We start from the raw sequence: 14,494 nt of genomic DNA on the forward strand, positions 1-14,494 counted from the left end.
TGATCTTACGGACCAGACCAAGGTCCCCGCATAGGCATAGTGAAGGTCCGCGGCTTAGTGAGCGTTTGAGATCTGCCGTGTCCCGTTGCTGAGGCGTTCGTTGAGCTCACCGTGAGCGGTGGTAGGGGTGGCTATCGGTCAGACTTGACGGATGAGCAGTGGGCGCTGGTGGAGCCTTTGCTCCCGCCGACGCGGGTGGGCCCGAAGGGCGGGCGTCGGGAGAAGCATCCTCGGCGACGGATCGTGGACGCGATCTTCTACGTCGTGTCGGCGCCGTCGAGCGCATCCACGACGTCCTGCGCGGCAAGGTCCGTGAAGCTGACGACCGCGACGTGGAGCCGAGCGCGGGTCTGGTCGACTCGCAGTCCGTCCGCACGGCCGACACGGTCCCCGGGGCCAGAGGATTCGACGCGGGCAAGAAGGTGAAGGGCCGCAGGAGGTTCATCGTCACCGACACCCTGGGTCTGCTCCTGGCCGTCCACGTCGTCGTGGCGAGCATCCAGGACCGCGACGGCGCAAAGCGGCCCTTGCTGTGGACCAGGCTCGACCACCCCAGCGTCAAGAAGGTCTGGGCCGACCAGGGCTTCGCCGGCCGCTTGGTCGAGTGGGCCGCACAGATCCTCGGCCGCGACCTGGAGATCGTCCGCAAGGACCCTGACCAGCGTGACTTCCAGGTCCAGCCCAAGCGGTGGGCGGTAGAGCGTACGTTCTCGTGGCTCACCGCCCACCGGCGCCTGGCCGGGGACTACGAGACCAGTCCGGCCCACGCCGAGACGATGATCCGATGGGCCATGATCGGCGTCATGGTCCGCCGGCTCACTCGGGGCCGTGCTGCGATGCGTCCCGGCCCATGACCGCTCGTGCGGCACTCCTCGTAGACAACCTGCCGGCTCCGCGCCGCGGTAGCTGCTGTCGGCGAGCTACAGAGCCAGAAACCTCTCAGCCTCACGTTTCAGGGCAGTCGGCACGTCGGCCAACTCCGAGACGATCAAGCGGACATCCCGCTCCAGTTCGGGGGACTCGCTCCAGACCTCCGCACTTCTGGTGAGCACAGCGGCCAGCAGATCCCCCTCGTACATGTCGCCTTCCGCCAGCGGGTCGATCCTGAGGGCTTCCACCGCCAGGGGCAGGAGATGGGCAAGGCCCACGTCTTGTCTGATCAATAGCCGCATGTCCTCAACCGTCAGGCCGCCGATCGGCTTACGCCGAAGCTGGCGCACGGTCGCCATCAGCCGGGTTTCACCGCCCGACGGAACCGACCAACGGTCGCGCTCAAGCTCCTCAAGGGAGAGGTCACGGTTCACGAGAGGCACCGACCGATCGTCCCATGTCAGATCTCAAACGCGGTCTCAGCGTGGATCAGCGCTCGTGCTGGATCGATCGACCGGATCCGGCTCTTCTATCCGCTCCAGGTCCGTTCCTCGCGCCTGTGCCGCCAGGATCTCGATCAGCGCCGTCGTGGCCGGCGGGTCCGGTGGGTCGCCGTAGGTGGCGGCGTAGATGCGGCGGGCGTTGCCGGTGAGGCGGGTGGTGTGGATGCCCGGTGCCCGGTGGGCCCGGAGGGCGAGTCCGTTGAGGATGGCGACGCCCATTCCGGAGGCCACCAAAGCCTGGGAGACGACCGTGTCGTCGCAGGAGTAGGCGATCCGCGGTGCGAAGCCCGCACCTTCACAGGCCGTGATCGTGGCGGCTCGGCAGCGTTCGCAGCCGCCGACCCAGGGGGAGTCGCGGTGGTCCTCCAGACGCGGACGGGGTCGGTCGCTGATGAGGTAGAGGGGGTCGTCCAGCAGGTGGATGAGCCGGAAGCCCTCCTCCTCCAGTGGGGTCTCGGTGTGCCGGAAGATCAGGGCGATGTCGACGTGCCCCGCGCGCAGCATCTGCAAGCCCTCGACCGGGTGGGCGTCGACCAGGTTCAGCTCGATTCCCGGGTAGGTCCGGGACAACTCGGTGGCCGCCTTCGGCACGAGGGTGCTGAGGACCGTCTGGAAACCGGCGAGTCGTACCCGTCCGGCACGGAGGCCCACGCGGGCGGCGAGCTCGACGGACGCGGCGTCGACCCGCCCCAGGATCTCCCTCGCCCGGCGCGCCAGGAACTCGCCCTCGGGGGTGAGCCGGATACCGCGGCCCACCCGCTGGACGAGCTTCGCGCCGCTGGCCGCTTCGAGCCGGCCCAGGTGGTGGCTGACCGACGGCTGGGAGTAGTGCAGGTCCTTCGCCGCCTCGGTCACCGATCCGAGGCGGGCGACCGCGTCCAGGACCTTGAGGTGTGTCAGGTTCAGCATCGATCAAGTTTATCTATGAGTCATGAAGAGAAGTGGCATTGGACGTCATGACTGCGGCGCGACCATCATTTCTGCGAGACCGAGTCGATTCGACGAAACTGGACCGACAGAAGGAAAGGGATCGCCGCCCATGTCACTTGCCCGCGTTCACAACTTCTCCATCTCCCTCGACGGCTTCGGCACCGGTGACGTCCAGACCAAGGACGCGCCGTTCGGCCACGCCGGCGAGCGGTTGCACCAGTGGATGTTCACCACTCGGTTCTGGCACGACATGACCGGCGGGGCCGGCGGCACCGCCGGCGTCGACGATGCCTTCGCCCGGCAGTTCGCGCCCGGGATCGGTGCCGAGATCATGGGCGCCGGGAAGTTCGGGCCGCCCGGCTGGCACGAGGACCCGGAGTGGAAGGGGTGGTGGGGGCCCAACCCGCCGTTCCACACACCGACGTTCGTCCTCACCCACCACCCGCGCCCGTCGATCGAGATGGAGGGCGGCACGACGTTCCACTTCCTCGACACGTCCCCCGACAAGGCGCTGGAGACGGCCCGCGAGGCCGCGGACGGCCAGGACGTACGCATCGGCGGCGGAGTCACCGTCGTCCGCGACTTCCTCGCCGCCGGCCTCATCGACCGTATGCACGTCGTGGTGGTGCCGATCCTGCTCGGCCGGGGCGTACGCCTCTGGGACGGACTGGAGGACGTGGAGAAGGACTACGAGGTCGAGGCCACCTCGTCGCCCACCGGAGTCACGCACGTCACCTTCACCCGCGCGGGCGCCTGAACAGGCCCGCCGAGGGAGCCGTCACTCCTCCTCCGTGCCCAGCCGGCGCAGGAGTGCCGGCAAGGCTGTGCCGATCGGTTCCCGTACGACCTCGTCGGCCCGTTCGTCGTACGGGGTCGGCTCGGCGTTGACGATGACGAGCCGTGCGCCGTGGTCGGCGGCGACTCCGGCGAGCCCGGCGGCGGGGTGTACCTGGAGGGTGCTGCCGACGGCGATGAACACCTGGCAGGCCTTGGCGATCGCGGCGGCCTCGCTGAGGACGACCGGGTCGAGGTGTTCGCCGAAGAAGACGGTCGCGGACTTGAGGATGCCTCCGCAGTCGAGGCAGGGCGGGTCGTCCTCGCCGGCCTCGACGCGGGCGATCGCGTCCTCCATCGGCCCGCGTGCGGCGCACTTGGTGCACACGAAACTCCGTGCGCTGCCGTGCAGTTCGAGCACCTTGCGGGCGGGCATGCCGGCCCGCTGGTGCAGTCCGTCGACGTTCTGCGTGAGGACCCGCACCGGCACGCCGTCCCGTTCGAGCGCGGCCACCGCCACGTGCGCGGCGTTCGGTTCGGCCGTCAGCGTGCGGTTTTTCCGCCGCATCTGCCATGAACGGCGGCGGATCTCAGGGTCGTTCATGTAGTACTCGTACGTGACGAGCTTCTCGGCCTCGGGGTCGTGGCGCCACAGGCCGTTGGGGCCGCGGTAGTCGGGGATGCCCGAGTCGGTGGAGATACCCGCGCCGCTGAGAAGGGCGACCAGTGGTCTGCTCATGGCGTCGAGCGTAGGTCGGCGCGTCCGTGCGCGGCCAACGGATATCGCGGTGGTCCGGTGCGGTGTTGGCGTCCCGGCATGGCCAAGGTCAACATTTCGCTGGACGCCGAGCTCGTCGTGGAAGTCATGGTGCTCTCGGGCGTCGGCAACCCCCAGGACGCCGTCGAGGTCGTCGTACGCGACTACATCGAGCGCGGTCACCGGACCGAGGCGCGGGTGGCCGCCCGGGACGAGGTCCTGCGCGAGGTGGACGGCAAGCCGAGGGATGTCGAGGGCTGATCAGCCGACCTCGACCCCGACCCCGACCTTGACCTCGACCTCGACCTTGACCCCGACCCCGACTTTGACCTCGACGCCGGTCCGTGTCGGCAGATGACCCTCGTCAGCCGACCCGCTGCCCGTTCTCCAGTTCCGCCGTGCCCGAGCCCTCCGCCAGGACGTCCAGGGCGATCAGGACGCGGTGGCCGAGGGGGCCCTGGAGGTACTCGGTGAGGTGTCCGGGCTCCACCAGGCGCCAGGACAGCAGCTCCTCCTCCTGGAGGCGGATCGCCTTGAAGTCGTCCTCGGTGAGGACTCCGCCGTCGTACAGGTACGCCACCAGCGGCGGCCAGGTGGGCTTGTACACCCAGTCCACCGCGAGCAGTTGACCGAGTTCGCGGTCGAGGCCGATCTCTTCGAGAGTCTCGCGGCGCGCGCCCTGGCGCGGGGTCTCGCCGTCGTCGGACTCGATCGTGCCGCCCGGAAGCGCCCAGCCCTCACGGTAGTTGGGCTCGACGAGCAGCACCCGGCCCGCGGCGTCGCGGAAGAGGGCGGCGGCCCCGGCGAGCACCCGGGGCAGGCCGGCGATGTACGCGGCGAAGTCTTCGGAGGTCGTCATCCAGGAAGGGTAACCAGCCGGAACGACCACGCCTCGGACTCCCCGTGCAGTCGAGCCCCGGACTCCCTGACCGGCCGAACAAGGACGGATCAGGCGTCCACCTCCGCCAACTGCACCGTCCGCTCCGCCAGTTCACTGATCCGGGCCCGGTCGAAGCCGAAGACCGCGCTGCGTACCGTGTCCTCCAGTGGCTCCTTCCACTGCGCCGGGATGGCGTCCGCACCGGTCAGGACGCCCGCCACCGAGCCGGCCGTCGCGCCGTTGGAGTCGGTGTCCAGGCCGCCGCGGACGGTGAGCGTGATGGTGCGGGTGAAGTCGCCGTCGCCGTACAGCAGCCCCGCGGTGAGCACGGCCGCGTTCGGGATGGTGTGGATCCAGCCGAGCCCGGCGGTCTCCTCGGACACCGTGGTGAGCGTGTCCTCCCAGGTCATGCGGGTGTCGTGGAGCGAGACGACCCGGCGCACGGTACGGGCGAGCCGGCTGCCCGCCGGGATGACGGCCAGCGCCTGGTCCACCGCGTGCCGCACGGTCGGCGCGGTGAAGGCCGCCGAGATCAGCGCCGCCGCCCACATGGCGCCGTAGACACCGTTGCCCGTATGGGACAGCACCGCGTCCCGGCGGGCCAGGGAGGCGGCCCGGCGGGGGACGCCCGGGCAGGTCCAGCCGTAGATGTCGGCACGGATCAGCGCGCCGATCCACTCCTGGTAGGGGTTGTCGTACGTCGCCGTCAGCGGCGGTTTGAGCCCGTTGGCGAGGTTGCGGTACGCGGCCCGCTCCGCCGTGTAGGTCTGCAGATACGGCAGCCGCAGCAGCCACAGATCGCCCACCTGCTCGGTGCTGAAGCCGAAACCGTGGGTCTCCAGCAGATCGAGGCCGAGGATCGCGTAGTCGACGTCGTCGTCGCGGCAACTGCCGTGGATGCGGCCGCGCACGCACTGGCGCCACTCGGGGCGCAGCTCGAAGCCGTCGCTCTCGTCGGCGGGCGCGGGCAGGTAGTCGGTGAGCGGCAGGGCGGCGGCCTGCCGCAGATAGCGGTCGATCCGGTCCCGCGTCCACAGGTCGCCCTGCTCGACCGGCTTGCCGAGCATGTTGCCCGAGATCCGGCCCAGCCAGCCCCCGAGAACGCGGTCGGCGAGCTCTGGCGCGGTGCCCACAGGGGTCATGGTCCCGGTCTACCCGAATCCGGGGCCGCCGTCCCGCCTTCGGCGGTCCGCACAGGGGTTTCCCACCGCGCTCGTACGTTGTTCCCACCCCGTTCTCAGGGAACGGTCGGGGCATGACGGCGAGGCCGTCCTCCGGTTAAGGTCACAGCGGCGCGACTGGTCCTGACATGTGCGGGACCCGGAGAGCAAGGGGATAACTGGTGACACAGCGGGTGCTCATCGCCGCGGACAAGTTCAAGGGCTCGCTGACGGCCGTACAGGTCGCCGAGCGGGTGACGACCGGGCTGCGCCGGATCGTCCCGACGCTCCAGGTCGCGTCGCTCCCCGTGGCCGACGGCGGTGACGGCACCGTGGACGCGGCGGTCGCGGCCGGTTTCGAACGGCACGAGGTGCGCGTCGCGGGACCGCTCGGCCACGAGGTGACGGCGGCCTTCGCGCTGCGCGGCGACACGGCTGTCGTCGAGATGGCCGAGGCCAGCGGGCTGCAGCGGCTGCCCGCGGGCGTCTTCGCCCCGCTCACGGCCTCGACGTACGGCTCCGGGGAACTGCTGCGGGCCGCCCTTGACGCGGGCGCGCGGACCGTCGTGTTCGGGGTCGGCGGCAGCGCCACGACCGACGGCGGCGCCGGCATGCTGTCCGCGCTCGGCGCGCGGTTCCTGGACGCCGAGGGGGAGCCGGTCCCGCCGGGTGGCGGCGGTCTGGCCGAGCTCGTCTCCGCCGACCTGTCGGCCCTCGACCCCCGCTTCGCCTCCGTCGACCTGGTGCTCGCCAGCGACGTGGACAACCCGCTCACCGGGCCCAAGGGCGCTCCGGCGGTCTACGGGCCGCAGAAGGGCGCCTCGCCGGACGACGTGGAGGCCCTGGACGCGGCCCTCGCGCACTACGCCAAGGTGCTGGAGGACTCGGTCGGCGCCAAGGCCGCCGAGTACGCCCTCGCGCCGGGCGCGGGTGCCGCGGGCGGTATCGGCTACGGCGCCCTCCTGCTCGGCGCCCGCTTCCGCCCCGGCATCGAGGTCATGCTCGACGTCCTCGGTTTCGCGGCGGCGCTTGAGCACGCGGACCTGGTGATCACCGGCGAGGGCTCCCTGGACGAACAGACCCTGCACGGCAAGGCCCCCGCGGGCGTCGCCACCGCGGCACGGGCGGCCGGCAAGGAGGTCGTCGCGGTGTGCGGGCGGCTCGCCCTGCAACCGCAGGCGCTGGGGCAGGCCGGCTTCCGGCGGGCGTACCCGCTGACCGGCATCGAGCCGGACATCGCCAAGTGCATCTCGGAGGCCGGACCGATCCTGGAACGGGTCGCGGAGCAGATCGCGCGGGACTTCCTGGTCTGAGGCCCGCGCAATCTGAGGCCCGCACGGTCCGGGGCCCGCGCAATCTGAGGCCCGCCCGGCTTCAGCCGACCGGCGTCAGCCAACTGGCTTCCGTCTCAAGCCCGTTCACCTCCGCATCCCCGACAACCGGTACGCGTCCAGCGCCAGCGTCATCTCGATCAGGTCCCGGGGCCTGGCCAGCGACCGGGACGTGAGCTGTTCCAGCCGCCGTAATCGGTTGAAGACCGTGTTGCGGTGGCAGTACAGCCGCGCCGCGGCCCGGCCCGCCGAGCCCTCGCAGGCCAGCCAGCCGTCGAGGGTCTCCAGGAGCACGGCCCGGTCGGCGGGCTCCAGCTCCAGGAGCGCGCCGAACACGTCCGCCACCAGCCGGTCCGCCAGCTCCGGCTGGCTGACCACCAGCGCGGTCGGCATCCGCTGGTCCAGGCGTACGACCGCGGTACCGTCCGGCGGACAGGTACGCAGCGCCAGTTCGGCCAGCCGCCGGGCCCGCCCCAGCTCCGCGAGCCCGGGCACCACCGGGCTGATCCCGCCCGGCCCCGAGCAGCGCCCGGCGAGCACGCGCGCGACGCCGTCCAGGCCCTGACCGGGCGCGAGCGCCACCACCCCCACCTCACCGTCCGCCCGCATCCGCCAGATGAACCGGAACCCGGCCCCCTGCACCGGCCGCTCGGCGGGCTCCCGCCGTTCGGCCCGCAGCACCACGACCGCGTACGGCCCGTGCTCGGGCAGGTCGAGCCCCGCCGCAGCCCGTGCCGCGAGCCCGGGCGTGGCCTGTCCCTCCAGCAGCGCGTCGAGCAGCGCCTGCAACTGCTCGTCCGTGCGCCGCCGCAACTCCGCCTCCGTGGCGCGATAGGCCTCCGACGCGGTCTGGGCCTGCGCGTCCACCGCCGACCACACCATCGTCGTCGAGCGCATCAGCGCGGTGAGCCGCTCGGGCTCGCGGCCCGCCGCCCCGTCGATGAGCGCGTCCCACAGCAGGTAACCGGCGCTGCGGTAGGCGTGCACGAGGAGGTCGAGGGGCAGGCCCTGCCGGGCCCGGCGCCGGCCCGCGTCCTCGGCGTACTCCAGGTCCCGGCGCGGGGAGTCCCGGGGTGCGGACAGCGTCTCGATGCCGATCCGCATCGCCTCCTCGGCCTCGCGCCACTGCTGGTCGTGCGGGAGCACCTGCCCGTAGACGGGGGAGTACTCGGTGAGCTGCCGCAGATGCTCGTCGACGAGTTGCGGCAGCCGTTCCAGCAGAGCCGTGCAGGACTCCGCGAGCAGCTTCCAGTCATGACCGGTCCGCGGCCTTCGCGCTCCCATGGCCGGAGGATGCCATCGCGGGACGGTCCCGCACAGGCCCCTGACACGCGGTGTTGTGCGCGTGCACAACGGCCGGCCCGACCTGCTGGGCACTCGCAGCGATTCCGCCACGGGCCGTGGACGGGCGCCCCCTCCGGTGCTGGGGTGAGCGCCACACCGAGTCGAACAGGGGGTGTTCATGGGCGGATCCGGACTGGTCGTACGTGATCTGTCGGTCGGATACGGACCCGTACGGGCGGTGCGCCGGGTGTCCCTGGAGGTGCCCGAGGGGGCGGTGGTGACCGTGCTCGGCAGCAACGGCGCGGGCAAGTCCACGCTGCTCAGGGCGGTCAGCCGGACGCTGTCCTTCCACGGCGGCGCGATCACCGAGGGCAGCGTGCGCCTGGGCGACCGCCGCCTCGACCGACTCGCGCCCGACCGGGTGGTCGCCGCCGGTGTGTCCCAAGTGCCGGAAGGGAGGCGGGTGTTCGCGCGGATGACGGTCGCCGACAACCTGCGCGCGGGTGCCCTCGGCGCCGCCCGCTCGGGCCGGGCCGCCGCCCTCGCCCGCGTCCACGAACTCTTCCCCGTCCTCGCCGAACGCTCGGGACAACGCGCAGGACTGCTCTCCGGCGGCGAGCAGCAAATGCTCGCCGTCGCCCGTGCGTTGATGGCCGCTCCGAAGGTGCTGCTCCTCGACGAACCCTCCCTCGGCCTCGCCCCGCTCATGGCCCAGCGCATCGCCGACACCGTCCGCGAGATCAACGCCCAGGGCACCTCCGTCCTCCTCGTCGAACAGAACGCGGCCCTCGCCCTGCGGCTCGCCACGCGCGCGTACGTCCTCGAAGTCGGCGAGGTCACGCTGTCCGGACCGGCCGAGGAACTGGCCGCCTCCGACGAGGTGCGCCGTCGCTACCTGGGCGTGGTCGACGAGGACGCGGCCGCGGACGCGGATGCCGAACAGACGGGTGGCGTACGGCGGACGCTGACCCGGTGGCGGGGGTGAGGCGCCGGATGGAACCGCGTGAAGAGCCGCGTGAGGAGCCCCTCGAAGAGAGACGTACGGATCCGGTCGACGACCCTGAGGGGGACCGGTTCGACTCCTCCCCGACCGACCCCCTCGAAGTCCGCGGCCTCACCGTCCGGTTCGCCGGACTCACCGCCCTGGACGACGTCGGCTTCACGGTCCGCCCCGGCACCGTGCACGCGCTCATCGGACCCAACGGCGCGGGCAAGTCGACCTGTTTCAACGTGCTTTCGGGGGTCTACCGGGCCACCGCCGGCAGCGTCCGCTTCGGCCCGCACGAGCTGACCGGCATGCCCGCGCACCGCATCGCAGGACTCGGTGTCGCCCGCATCTTCCAGAACCTCGCGCTGCCACCCCGCGCCTCGGTCGAGGACTGTCTGCTCCTCGGCCGGTACCGGCTGACCCGAACGGGCTTCCTGGCGGCCGGACTCGGCCTGCCCTCGGCGGCCCGCGAGGAACGGCTCCACCGTGAACGCGTCCGGGAGATCGCGGAGTTCGTCGGCATCGCCGACTGCCTCCACCGCCCGGCGGGCTCACTCCCGTACGGACAGCAGAAGCTCGCCGAACTCGCCCGCGCGCTGTGCATGGAACCGCGCCTGCTGCTCCTGGACGAGCCGGTCGCGGGCATGACCGCCGACGAACGGCGCCGAACCGCCGCCGTGATCGCGGGAGTTCGGGACGGACTCGGCATCTCGATCGTGCTGGTGGAACACGACATGGGGGTGGTGATGCGGCTCGCGGACGCGGTGACCGTACTGGACTTCGGGCGCCTGATCGCGGACGGCGTCCCCGCCGACGTACAGAACGATCCGGCCGTCGTACGCGCCTACCTGGGAGCCGGAGCATGAGCACCTTCGCCGAAGTCCTGCTCAACGGCGTCTCGTTGGGCTCCGTCTACGCGCTCATCGCGCTCGGCTTCGTGGTCGTCTTCCGGGCCACCGAGGTCGTCAACTTCGCCCATGCCTCGCTGCTGCTCGCGGGCGGCTACATCACCGCGTCCCTGCACGACGACATCGGCTTCTGGCCCGCGCTGCTGGTCGGGATCGCGGGGGCCGCGCTGGTCGGCGCGGCCGTGGAGTTCCTGGTGATCCGGCGCTACCGGGGCAGCGACCACAGTGTGCTGGCCATCGTCACCATCGGCGTCGACATCCTGCTCACCACCGAGCTGACCCGCCGGATCGGCACGGACGTCATCCCGCTGGGAGACCCGTGGGGCGACGCCGTCCTCAAGATCGGTCCTGTCTCCCTCGCGCACACGCGGATCGCCGCGTTTGTGGCCGCTGCGCTGCTCATCACCGCGTTCCTGCTCGCCTTCCGGTTCACCTCCTGGGGCGTGGCGATGCGGGCGGCGGCGGAGAGCGGGGAGACCGCGGCGCTGATGGGCGTACGGCTCGGGCGGGTCTCGCTCGGTGCGTGGGCCGTGGCCGGAGGTCTTGCCGCGGTGGCTGCACTCTTCCTCACCGTCTTCCCGACCCCGGGCCTGGAACGGGCCACCTCCCTGGCCGCGCTCAAGGCGTTCCCGGCGGCGATCCTCGGCGGCCTCGACTCCACCACGGGCGCGCTGGTGGGCGGCCTGCTGGTCGGCATCACGGAGTCCCTGGCCACCGGCTACCAGAGCGACCTGACCTTCCTGGGCCGCGGCCTGGGCGACCTCGCCCCCTACCTCGTCATGGTCGCGATCCTGCTCGTCCGGCCCGCGGGACTGTTCGGCACGAAGGAGCTGGCGCGTGTCTGAGGTCCTGGTGAAGCCGTTGCGGGTGATCCGGTCACGCGGTTATGTCTGGGCCGCGGTCGCGACCGTCCTGCTCCTCGCCCTCCCCTTCTACCTCGACCGGTTCTGGCTCCAGGCCGGCCTCTTCGCGATGGCCGCCGCGATCGGGGCGATCGGCATCAATCTGCTCACCGGCGCGACCGGTCAACTCTCCATGGGACACGCCTTCTTCCTCGCCGTCGGCGCCTACGGGTACTGCGTGTTCGCGGCGGACGGCGGTGACGGGCTGACCGGGCTCGGCCTTCCGACCTGGCTCGCGGCCGTGCTCGCGGTGCTGGTCGCCGGTGTCGCGGGCGGGCTGTTCAGCCCCATCTCCGGGCGGCTCGGCGGCGCGTACCTGGGGATCGCCACCCTCGCCCTGGTCTTCATCGGGCAGCACGTGATGTTCAACGCCCATGACCTGACCGGCGGGGCGAACGGCCGGGACGTACCGCCGCTGAGTCTGTTCGGCCTCACCTTCGACGACCGTGAACTCCTCGTCGCCGCCGTGCCGTTCGGGTCGGCGGAGAAGCTCTGGTACGCGGGCCTGGCCGTGCTGCTCGGCGGCGCGCTGTTCGCCCGTGGAGTGCTGCGCGGGCGGCCGGGGCGGGCCATGAACGCGATCCGGGACCACAGCGTCGCGGCCGGCGTCCTCGGCGTGCCCGTCGCCCGCCACCGCGCCGCCGTCTTCGTGCTGTCCTCGATGTACGCGGGCCTCGCGGGCGTCCTGCTCGCGCTGGTCTTCCAGCGGACCGTGCCCGACTACTTCGGCATCACGCTGTCCCTGGAGTACCTCGCCATGATCGTCATCGGCGGGCTCGGCTCGGTCTCCGGCGCGGTGGCCGGGGCCGTGTTCGTGTCCCTGCTGCCCCAGCTGCTGACCCGCTACAGCGATGCGCTGCCGTTGGTCTCCGCCCCCGGCACGGGCGGGATCGCACCGGGCGAGGCGTCCCGGTACCTCTACGGCGCCGCCGTCGTGCTGGTGGTGCTGTTCCTGCCCGGCGGTCTGGTCAGTACGGCCGCCCGGCGTCGCGTCAGAACCGATCCAGGGGAGGAACGATGAACAGGACGTACGGGGCCAGAGCCGCGGCGGGTGCCCTCGCGGCACTGCTCGTGCTGGCCGGGTGCAGCTCCAAGGCCAAGGACAGTGACAGCGGTGACGGCGACAAGGCGGGCGCGGGCGGGATCAAGACCGGTCAGGGGATCTCCGGCAAGACGATCACGCTGGGCGCGCTCACCGACATGACCGGCGTCTACGCGACCCTCGGCAAGAGCGTCACCCAGGCCCAGCAGCTGTACGTGAAGCAGCTGAACGCGGCCGGGGGCGTCTGCGGCTACAAGGTGGCCCTCACGGTCCGCGACCACGGCTACGACCCGCAGAAGGCCGTCTCCGGCTACACCGAGCTGGCGCCGAAGGTGCTGGGCTTCGCCCAGTTCATCGGCTCGCCGTTCGTCGCGGCGGTCAAGCAGCGCGTCGACGGCCAGGACAAGGGCCTTGTGCTGCCGCAGGCGTGGTCGGCGGCGCTGCTGGGCAGCCCGTACATCCGGGTCATCGGATCGACGTACGACATCGAGACGATCAACGCCGTCGACTTCCTGATCAAGGAGAAGGGGATCAAGAAGGGCGACAAGATCGGGCACGTGTACTTCGAGGGCGACTACGGCGAGAGCGCCCTGGTCGGCAGCAAGTACATGGCGAGCAAGGCAGGGTTGTCGGTCGTCGAGCAGAAGATCAAGCCGACCGACAACGACATGACCGCGCAGGTCACCGCGCTCAAGAAGGCGGGCGTCAAGGCGATCGTCATCAGCGCCGGGCCGCGCCAGGCGGCCTCGCTGGTCGGGGTCGCGGCGGCGAGCGGCTTCGACGTGCCGGTGATCGGCAACAACTCCGCGTTCGCGCCCCAACTCCTCGCCACCCAGGCGGGGCCGGCTCTGACGAAGAACTACTGGGTCGCCTCGCCCTCGCTGCCGATCGGCGCGGACACCCCACAGGCGACCAAGCTCGTCGCCGACTACAAGGCGGCCTATCCGAAGGACTCCCTCGACAACGGCATCGTCGCCGGCTGGACCGCCGCGTCGGCCTTCGGCGAGGCCCTGAAGAAGGCCTGCGCGAGCAAGGACCTCACCCGCGAGGGCGTCGACAAGGCCCTGCTGACGCTCGACGCCTTCGACTCCGGCTTCGGCACCGTCCAGGACTTCACCGACCCGGCCGTCGCGTCCTCCCGGGAGAGCGTGATCCTCCAGCCCGACAAGAGCGCCACGGGCGGCATGAAGGTCGTACGGGAGGCAGGTGCGTCCGAGGAGGCGGAGGCGTACACACCGAAGGCCTGAGACGGCCCAGAGCCGCATGTGAGCGAGGAACGGCCGAGGGGCCCGAACCGGAATCGGTTCGGGCCCCTCGGGAGTGGTACGGCTGAGACGTCCTACGGGAGTTGTGCCGCCCGCGCCTCGCGACGGTTGTCGCGGAAGTTGTTCACCCGGCGGGCCGTGGCGAACAGCGGGATGACCGCGCCCATGACCAGCTGCAGGGCGCAGCCCGTCTGGAGCAGGAGCTGACCGCTGGGGGCGTCGAAGGCCCAGGCGGCCAGGAGGCCCATGGACACGACGATCCAGGCCAGCATCGCCACGGCGAGGCGGCCGCGCGGCTTCGGGTACTCGACCCGGCTCACCATCAGCCAGGCGGTGCCGAGGATGGCCAGGAGCGTCGCCACGAAGGGCAGCTCCAGGAGCACGATCGATACGACCGTCAGCGCACCGAACGGGGATGGCATGCCTTGGAACATGCCGTTCGGCACTGTCACGCACGAGAAGCGCGCCAGACGCAGGACCACCGCCAGCAGCACGACGACGGCACCGACCGCCGCCACCTTCTGGTACGCGTCGTCCGCGACCATCCCGTAGACCAGGACGAAGTACGCCGGGGCCAGGCCGAAGCTGATCAGGTCGGAGAGGTTGTCCAGCTCGGCGCCCATGGGGGAGGAGCGGAGCTTCCGTGCGACCAGGCCGTCGAACAGGTCGAACACCGCCGCGCACAGCATGAGGATCACGGCGGTGGCCGCGCTGTTGCGCGCCATGCCCGATTCCTGGCTGTCGGTGAGGTGCGGGATCAGGATGCCGGTGGTGGTGAAGTACACCGCCATGAAGCCGCACGTGGCGTTGCCGAGCGTGAGGGTGTCCGCTATCGAGAGGCGGAGAGAGAGGGGCATCTCCTCCTCGTCGTCCACCTCGTCGGCCTCCGGAACCCAGCCG

General features: G+C 71.2%; 17 protein-coding genes. 10 read left to right on the plus strand and 7 right to left on the minus strand.

Annotated elements, in window-relative coordinates; genetic code table 11:
* Nucleotides 1-195 precede the first annotated feature (195 nt).
* A complete protein-coding gene (locus ACWD5F_RS30715; RefSeq protein WP_451259528.1) occupies nt 196-426 on the plus strand; it encodes a hypothetical protein in 231 nt (76 codons plus the stop codon).
* The gene (locus tag ACWD5F_RS30720) at nt 333-854 is read left to right on the plus strand and encodes a transposase (protein ID WP_451259285.1); all 522 of its coding nucleotides are present in this window, start codon (nt 333-335) and stop codon (nt 852-854) included. Before ACWD5F_RS30715 ends, ACWD5F_RS30720 begins: the two co-directional genes overlap by 94 nt.
* 66 nt (nt 855-920) lie before the next feature.
* Here the strand turns inward: ACWD5F_RS30720 and ACWD5F_RS30725 are convergent, their stop codons facing one another.
* Complete coding sequence (locus ACWD5F_RS30725; RefSeq protein WP_451259287.1) at nt 921-1,304, minus strand: contact-dependent growth inhibition system immunity protein; 384 nt, start codon at nt 1,302-1,304, stop codon at nt 921-923.
* Nucleotides 1,305-1,349: 45 nt separating this feature from the next.
* Entirely contained in the window at nt 1,350-2,282 is a 933-nt protein-coding gene (locus ACWD5F_RS30730; RefSeq protein WP_451259288.1) for a LysR family transcriptional regulator, read from the minus strand.
* Nucleotides 2,283-2,412: 130 nt separating this feature from the next.
* Between ACWD5F_RS30730 and ACWD5F_RS30735 the strand changes: the two genes are divergently transcribed.
* The gene (locus ACWD5F_RS30735) at nt 2,413-3,060 is read left to right on the plus strand and encodes a dihydrofolate reductase family protein (RefSeq protein WP_451259290.1); all 648 of its coding nucleotides are present in this window, start codon (nt 2,413-2,415) and stop codon (nt 3,058-3,060) included.
* Nucleotides 3,061-3,081: 21 nt separating this feature from the next.
* Here the strand turns inward: ACWD5F_RS30735 and ACWD5F_RS30740 are convergent, their stop codons facing one another.
* Nucleotides 3,082-3,816: an SIR2 family NAD-dependent protein deacylase gene (locus ACWD5F_RS30740; protein ID WP_451259292.1), complete on the minus strand. Its 735-nt coding sequence runs from the start codon at nt 3,814-3,816 to the stop codon at nt 3,082-3,084.
* 78 nt (nt 3,817-3,894) lie between these two features.
* Here ACWD5F_RS30740 and ACWD5F_RS30745 point away from each other — a divergent pair, with 78 nt between their 5' ends.
* Nucleotides 3,895-4,095 carry a type II toxin-antitoxin system VapB family antitoxin gene (locus ACWD5F_RS30745; RefSeq protein ID WP_451259294.1) on the plus strand — a complete coding sequence of 67 codons (201 nt, stop codon included), beginning with the start codon at nt 3,895-3,897 and terminating at the stop codon, nt 4,093-4,095.
* 103 nt (nt 4,096-4,198) lie between these two features.
* On the opposite strand, the gene ACWD5F_RS30750 is transcribed toward ACWD5F_RS30745, so the two are convergent.
* A complete protein-coding gene (locus tag ACWD5F_RS30750) occupies nt 4,199-4,693 on the minus strand; it encodes an NUDIX domain-containing protein (protein ID WP_451259296.1) in 495 nt (164 codons plus the stop codon).
* 89 nt (nt 4,694-4,782) lie between these two features.
* Complete coding sequence (locus tag ACWD5F_RS30755) at nt 4,783-5,856, minus strand: ADP-ribosylglycohydrolase family protein (protein WP_451259298.1); 1,074 nt, start codon at nt 5,854-5,856, stop codon at nt 4,783-4,785.
* Nucleotides 5,857-6,068: 212 nt separating this feature from the next.
* Here ACWD5F_RS30755 and ACWD5F_RS30760 point away from each other — a divergent pair, with 212 nt between their 5' ends.
* Entirely contained in the window at nt 6,069-7,187 is a 1,119-nt protein-coding gene (locus ACWD5F_RS30760) for a glycerate kinase (protein ID WP_451259530.1), read from the plus strand.
* Nucleotides 7,188-7,292: 105 nt separating this feature from the next.
* Here the strand turns inward: ACWD5F_RS30760 and ACWD5F_RS30765 are convergent, their stop codons facing one another.
* Nucleotides 7,293-8,489 carry a PucR family transcriptional regulator gene (locus ACWD5F_RS30765; protein WP_451259299.1) on the minus strand — a complete coding sequence of 399 codons (1,197 nt, stop codon included), beginning with the start codon at nt 8,487-8,489 and terminating at the stop codon, nt 7,293-7,295.
* A gap of 178 nt (nt 8,490-8,667) precedes the next feature.
* Here ACWD5F_RS30765 and ACWD5F_RS30770 point away from each other — a divergent pair, with 178 nt between their 5' ends.
* From ACWD5F_RS30770 to ACWD5F_RS30790, 5 genes are read left to right on the plus strand one after another with little or no spacing between them, the layout of a single operon-like run.
* Complete coding sequence (locus tag ACWD5F_RS30770) at nt 8,668-9,474, plus strand: ABC transporter ATP-binding protein (protein ID WP_451259301.1); 807 nt, start codon at nt 8,668-8,670, stop codon at nt 9,472-9,474.
* A gap of 8 nt (nt 9,475-9,482) precedes the next feature.
* Nucleotides 9,483-10,343 carry an ABC transporter ATP-binding protein gene (locus ACWD5F_RS30775; protein ID WP_451259303.1) on the plus strand — a complete coding sequence of 287 codons (861 nt, stop codon included), beginning with the start codon at nt 9,483-9,485 and terminating at the stop codon, nt 10,341-10,343.
* Complete coding sequence (locus ACWD5F_RS30780) at nt 10,340-11,230, plus strand: branched-chain amino acid ABC transporter permease (protein WP_401718413.1); 891 nt, start codon at nt 10,340-10,342, stop codon at nt 11,228-11,230. Before ACWD5F_RS30775 ends, ACWD5F_RS30780 begins: the two co-directional genes overlap by 4 nt.
* Nucleotides 11,223-12,308: a branched-chain amino acid ABC transporter permease gene (locus ACWD5F_RS30785; RefSeq protein ID WP_401718416.1), complete on the plus strand. Its 1,086-nt coding sequence runs from the start codon at nt 11,223-11,225 to the stop codon at nt 12,306-12,308. The genes ACWD5F_RS30780 and ACWD5F_RS30785 overlap by 8 nt, the downstream gene beginning before the upstream one ends.
* Entirely contained in the window at nt 12,305-13,576 is a 1,272-nt protein-coding gene (locus ACWD5F_RS30790; RefSeq protein ID WP_451259305.1) for an ABC transporter substrate-binding protein, read from the plus strand. Before ACWD5F_RS30785 ends, ACWD5F_RS30790 begins: the two co-directional genes overlap by 4 nt.
* Before the next feature lie 92 nt (nt 13,577-13,668).
* On the opposite strand, the gene pssA is transcribed toward ACWD5F_RS30790, so the two are convergent.
* Nucleotides 13,669-14,451, minus strand: a complete 783-nt coding sequence (gene pssA, locus ACWD5F_RS30795) for a CDP-diacylglycerol--serine O-phosphatidyltransferase (protein ID WP_124002281.1) — start codon at nt 14,449-14,451, stop codon at nt 13,669-13,671.
* Between the last annotated feature and the right edge of the window lie 43 nt (nt 14,452-14,494).

It is taken from the genome of Streptomyces sp. NPDC002499 (assembly GCF_053595415.1).

Coding starts and splice junctions, on each gene's coding strand:
- ACWD5F_RS30730 (WP_451259288.1), bottom strand. CDS start 2,282: ATGCTGAACCTGACACACCTCAAGGTCCTGGACGCGGTCGCCCGCCTC.
- ACWD5F_RS30735 (WP_451259290.1), top strand. CDS start 2,413: ATGTCACTTGCCCGCGTTCACAACTTCTCCATCTCCCTCGACGGCTTC.
- ACWD5F_RS30740 (WP_451259292.1), bottom strand. CDS start 3,816: ATGAGCAGACCACTGGTCGCCCTTCTCAGCGGCGCGGGTATCTCCACC.
- ACWD5F_RS30745 (WP_451259294.1), top strand. CDS start 3,895: ATGGCCAAGGTCAACATTTCGCTGGACGCCGAGCTCGTCGTGGAAGTC.
- ACWD5F_RS30750 (WP_451259296.1), bottom strand. CDS start 4,693: ATGACGACCTCCGAAGACTTCGCCGCGTACATCGCCGGCCTGCCCCGG.
- ACWD5F_RS30755 (WP_451259298.1), bottom strand. CDS start 5,856: ATGACCCCTGTGGGCACCGCGCCAGAGCTCGCCGACCGCGTTCTCGGG.
- ACWD5F_RS30765 (WP_451259299.1), bottom strand. CDS start 8,489: ATGGGAGCGCGAAGGCCGCGGACCGGTCATGACTGGAAGCTGCTCGCG.
- ACWD5F_RS30770 (WP_451259301.1), top strand. CDS start 8,668: ATGGGCGGATCCGGACTGGTCGTACGTGATCTGTCGGTCGGATACGGA.
- ACWD5F_RS30775 (WP_451259303.1), top strand. CDS start 9,483: ATGGAACCGCGTGAAGAGCCGCGTGAGGAGCCCCTCGAAGAGAGACGT.
- ACWD5F_RS30780 (WP_401718413.1), top strand. CDS start 10,340: ATGAGCACCTTCGCCGAAGTCCTGCTCAACGGCGTCTCGTTGGGCTCC.
- ACWD5F_RS30790 (WP_451259305.1), top strand. CDS start 12,305: ATGAACAGGACGTACGGGGCCAGAGCCGCGGCGGGTGCCCTCGCGGCA.
- pssA (WP_124002281.1), bottom strand. CDS start 14,451: ATGCCCCTCTCTCTCCGCCTCTCGATAGCGGACACCCTCACGCTCGGC.